The following is a 4,656-nucleotide window of genomic DNA, read 5'->3' on the forward strand; positions in this document are numbered from 1 at the left end:
AGCGACTTCCTCACGCATCCGGTGTTCAACACCCACCGCACCGAGACAGCGATGATGCGGTACCTCAAGCACCTCGCGGACAAGGACTATGCGCTCGACCGCGGCATGATCCCGCTCGGTTCCTGCACCATGAAGCTCAACGCGACCGCCGAGATGGAGTCGATCACCTGGCCCGAATTCGGTGCGCTGCACCCCTTCGCGCCGGCCGAGCAGGCGCAGGGTTTCCTCACCCTCATCCGTGAGCTGGAGGAGCGTCTTGCCGAGGTCACCGGGTACGACGCCGTCTCCCTCCAGCCCAACGCCGGCTCGCAGGGCGAGTTCGCCGGGCTGCTGGCCGTGCGCGCGTACCACCGGGCCAACGGCGAGCACCGACGCACCGTCTGCCTGATCCCGTCCTCCGCGCACGGCACCAACGCCGCGAGCGCCGTGATGGCCGGTATGAAGGTCGTCGTGGTGAAGACCGCGGACGACGGAGAGGTCGACCTGGAGGATCTCCGGGCCAAGATCGCCGAGCACCGCGACGAGCTCGCCGTCCTCATGATCACCTACCCCTCCACGCACGGCGTCTTCGAGGAGCACGTCGCCGACATCTGCGGCGAGGTGCACGACGCCGGCGGCCAGGTGTACGTGGACGGTGCCAACCTCAACGCGCTGGTCGGTCTCGCGAAGCCGGGCCATTTCGGTGGCGACGTCTCCCACCTGAACCTGCACAAGACCTTCTGCATCCCGCACGGCGGCGGTGGCCCGGGCGTCGGTCCGGTCGGGGTGCGCGCCCACCTGGCGCCGTACCTCCCCAACCACCCCCTCCAGCCCGCGGCGGGCCCGGAGACCGGCGTCGGCCCCATCTCGGCCGCTCCATGGGGCTCGGCGGGCATCCTGCCGATCTCCTGGGCGTACGTACGCCTCATGGGGGGCGAGGGGCTGAAGCGTGCGACGCAGGTCGCCGTACTCGCGGCCAACTACATCGCCAAGCGCCTCGAACCGCACTTCCCCGTCCTGTACAACGGCCCGGCCGGCCTGGTCGCGCACGAGTGCATCGTGGACCTGCGGCCGGTCTCCAAGGCGACCGGCGTCAGTATCGACGACATCGCCAAGCGGCTGATCGACTACGGCTTCCACTCGCCGACGATGTCGTTCCCGGTGGCCGGGACGCTGATGATCGAGCCGACCGAGAGCGAGGACCTCGCCGAGCTCGACCGGTTCTGCGACACGATGATCGCCATCCGCGGCGAGATCGACAAGGTCGCCTCCGGCGAGTGGAGCGCGGACGACAACCCGCTGCGCAACGCCCCGCACACGGCTGCGGCGCTCAAGGGTGAATGGGCCCACGCCTATACCCGCGAGGAGGCGGTCTTCCCGGCCGGCGTCGCGCCTTCGGACAAGTACTGGCCGCCGGTACGCCGGATCGACGGCGCGTTCGGTGACCGCAACCTGGTCTGCTCCTGCCCGCCGCTGGACGCGTACGACCAGTAAGCGCACGGACACCGATCGGGGCCGGTGCGGATACTTCTCCGGCCGGCCCCCGTGTTCCCTCTGCCGCGGTCAGGCGGCCTTCATCACCTGATCGCTCTTCAGCGAGCGGTGCGGGGCGATGATCTGCCCGTCCGGGAGCAGCTCACCGGTGTCCTCGAAGAGCAGGACGCCGTTGCACAGCAGGCTCCAGCCCTGTTCCGGGTGGTGTGCCATCAGGCGTGCGGCTTCCCGGTCGTTGGAGTCGGCGGTCGGGCAGGGTGGCTGGTGCTGGCACATGGCTGGGTTCTTTCGCTGCGTCGAGTCGTGTGTCCTGCGGCTGGGCGATGTGTTCATGGCCGCCCCCGTATCAAGTCGGTCCGGTCCCAGTGTTGCCCTACGGGCGTCTCTCCGCAGGGATTTCGCGGCAGCTGCTGTTCTCCTTTCATGACGCATCACCCGGCCGGGCGGTTCAAAGCAACTGCGCTGTCCGTTCGGGTGGTTCGGGGTGACCCGTCCGGACTAGTCCGGACGGGTAAGGGTGCGCCCCCGCCGATCAGCCCGGCAGGGGCGCGTGAGCAAGGAGGATCAGGCGGGCGATCCGAGGAGGCCGGTCGGTTCGGCAAGGTCCGGGAGGGGAGCCGGGGTGAAGCGCAGTGTCATGGCCGGGAGCAGGTCCGCGACCCGGTGCGGCCGGTGGGCCGTGATACCCGGAGGCGCGGGCGCCAGGGGCACCAGCACATCGGTCGGTGCGAGCGCGCCTTTGCCGGCGTCGGCCTCGGCGTCGTGGTGCAGCCACAGCGTGAACATGTACAGCCCGGGCACCGAAAGCAGGCGCGGCTGGTAGTGCGTGGTCGTCGACTCCGCCTGGCGCAGGGCGAGTTCGGTGGAGGCGATGTAGGGCCCTTCGAAGAAGTGGGAGAAGGTCCAGCCGTCGGCGGTGAGCATGGTGTCAGCGGCGGCGACGGCGTGCTCACCGCTGCGGATCAGGAAGCGCCAGCCGGCGAGGCGGGTGCGCGGTGCCGCCTCGTTCGGCACGATCCGGTCCAGTACATGGACGGGAAGCGGGAGTTCAGGACTCAGCGGTCCCTGGACGGACCGGAGAGCGGGCGTATGGGCTTCGCGGACTGCGGTGGGAGAACCGAGTGCCGCGAGAACGCTGCGCAGTGCGGGCGCTGGGGCCGGGGAAACATGCAGCGGCATAGTGGGTCGCCTCTCACTTCGGAGACACGGTGGTGCGTGGGCGGGTGCAGACGGCGCTGTCGGCGTGCGGGGCCAGAGGAAGGCCGGTGACGGGCGGACGGGCCGATGCGTCAACTCTCTGCCTCGTTCGCAGAGTTTATACGACAAATGTTCACATGGTGTTTCGGCTACCCGACGCGCGTATTGTCCGCAAGGAGGGTTCGCGCCTTTGAATTGCGTAGTTTCTGTGGGTCCGGGCTGCTTCCGAGCCCCTTCGCCAGGTACTTTCCCTATGCGGCGGTAGGCTGAAACCCATCGGTGTTTCCGCCGTGCGAAACGATCGCGCACACTGCATATGCCTCATGCCTTCGGAATGTGCCTCCGGCGTCAGACACCAGACTACTGGGTGTCCGTGGGCCGTGGGGGCGTTACGGATCATCTCGACGGGGCATTATCGATCGTGATACGAGCGGCCTGTGCCGCGGGCCGCCACGCGAGGAGGGACCCTTCGATGGGTGAGAAGATCGTGGCGGGTGCCTTTGCCCCGTCCGATCGGCAGGCGTACCGCGAGAAGCTCACCCAGTGCCTGACCGTACTGGAGCGGCTCCTGTCGGAGCAGAGGTTCGATCGTCCCAGAAATCTTATGGGGCTGGAGATCGAGCTGAATCTCGCGGGTCCGGACGGCATGCCGAGGATGCGGAATGCGGAGGTGCTCCAGCGCATCGCCAGCCGGGATTTCCAGACGGAACTGGGGATGTTCAACCTGGAGGTAAACATTCTTCCCCACCGGCTGAGCGGCCGGGTATTCGATCAGCTGGCCGAGGAGTTGCGTACGGGTCTCGCCTATGCCCACCGGAAGGCTGCGGAGGTCGACGCCGGGATCGTGATGATCGGCATCCTGCCGACGCTCGGACGGGACGACGTGGTGTCGGCGAACCTCTCGGACGTCGACCGCTACACGCTCCTCAACGACCAAATGGCAGCCGCGCGCGGCGAAGAATTCACCCTCGATATCGAGGGTGTCGAACGGTTGGTCTCGACCTCTGCCTCGATCGCCCCCGAATCGGCCTGCACATCGGTCCAGTTGCACCTGCAGGTGACGCCGGACCGCTTCGCGGACGTCTGGAACGCGGCTCAGGCCGTCACGTCCGTGCAGATCGCCCTCGGCGCGAACTCCCCCTTCCTCTTCGGCAAGGAGCTGTGGCGCGAGTCGAGGCCCCCGTTGTTCCAGCAGGCCACGGACGTGCGGCCGCCCGAGCTCCGCAATCAGGGCGTGCGTCCCAGGACCTGGTTCGGGGAGCGCTGGATCGGTTCGGCGTACGAGCTCTTCGAGGAGAACGTGCGCTACTACCCGCCCCTGCTGCCGATCTGCGACGAGGAGGACCCGCTGCGGGTCCTCGACGAGGGGGGTGTACCGGCGCTGGCCGAACTCGTCCTGCACAACGGCACGGTCTACCGGTGGAACCGGCCGGTGTACGGGGTGGTGGACGGAGTTCCCCATCTGAGGGTGGAGAACCGGGTCCTGCCGGCGGGTCCCTCGGTCGTCGATGTGATCGCCAACGCAGCCTTCTACTACGGACTGGTGCGTGCCCTCGCCGACGAGCCCCGGCCGGTGTGGACCAAACTGCCCTTCGAAGCGGCGGCCGAGAACTTCGACGCCGCCTGCCGCCACGGGATCGAAGCCGAACTGCTCTGGCCGCGCCCCGGCCGCTCCGGCGGCGTGGCGAAGGTGCCCGCCGTCAAGCTCGTGAAGGACGAACTGCTGCCTCTCGCGGCCGCAGGGCTGGACGCCTGGAACATCGAGCCCTCGGACCGTGACCGCTACCTCGGCATCATCGAGGAGCGCTGCAGGCTCCGGGTGAACGGCGCCTCCTGGCAGGTCGACACGTATCACCGCGCGCTGGAGGCGGGCCTCGCACGGGAGGGCGCGCTGGCAGCCACCACCCGGCGGTACGGCGAACTGATGCAGGCCGGTGAGCCGGTGCACACCTGGCCCGTCGGCTTTCCCGCCCCCTGACGAGGAGG

At 68.4% G+C, this 4,656-nt stretch carries 4 protein-coding genes; 2 read left to right on the plus strand and 2 right to left on the minus strand.

Going from position 1 to position 4,656, the window contains the following annotated elements; all coding sequences use genetic code 11:
* Window positions 1-1,473, plus strand: a 1,473-nt coding sequence (gcvPB, locus tag VN520_RS01245; protein ID WP_325744937.1) for an aminomethyl-transferring glycine dehydrogenase subunit GcvPB, incomplete at its 5' end; no start/stop codon positions are given.
* Window positions 1,474-1,542: 69 nt separating this feature from the next.
* Here the strand turns inward: gcvPB and VN520_RS01250 are convergent.
* On the minus strand, window positions 1,543-1,749 hold the full coding sequence (locus VN520_RS01250; RefSeq protein ID WP_325744938.1) for a DUF5999 family protein: 207 nt from the start codon (window positions 1,747-1,749) through the stop codon (window positions 1,543-1,545).
* A 288-nt stretch (window positions 1,750-2,037) separates the two neighbouring features.
* Complete coding sequence (locus VN520_RS01255) at window positions 2,038-2,652, minus strand: hypothetical protein (RefSeq protein WP_325744939.1); 615 nt, start codon at window positions 2,650-2,652, stop codon at window positions 2,038-2,040.
* A 490-nt stretch (window positions 2,653-3,142) separates the two neighbouring features.
* Here VN520_RS01255 and VN520_RS01260 point away from each other — a divergent pair, with 490 nt between their 5' ends.
* The gene (locus VN520_RS01260; RefSeq protein ID WP_325744940.1) at window positions 3,143-4,648 is read left to right on the plus strand and encodes a glutamate-cysteine ligase family protein; all 1,506 of its coding nucleotides are present in this window, start codon (window positions 3,143-3,145) and stop codon (window positions 4,646-4,648) included.
* Window positions 4,649-4,656 lie beyond the last annotated feature (8 nt).

Source organism: Streptomyces sp. (genome assembly GCF_035563135.1).
In the GTDB taxonomy this organism is placed as follows: domain Bacteria; phylum Actinomycetota; class Actinomycetes; order Streptomycetales; family Streptomycetaceae; genus Streptomyces.

Excerpts from the sequence above, each read along its gene's own strand:
- VN520_RS01260 (WP_325744940.1), top strand. The coding sequence starts at position 3,143 with ATGGGTGAGAAGATCGTGGCGGGTGCCTTTGCCCCGTCCGATCGGCAG.
- VN520_RS01250 (WP_325744938.1), bottom strand. The coding sequence starts at position 1,749 with ATGTGCCAGCACCAGCCACCCTGCCCGACCGCCGACTCCAACGACCGG.
- VN520_RS01255 (WP_325744939.1), bottom strand. The coding sequence starts at position 2,652 with ATGCCGCTGCATGTTTCCCCGGCCCCAGCGCCCGCACTGCGCAGCGTT.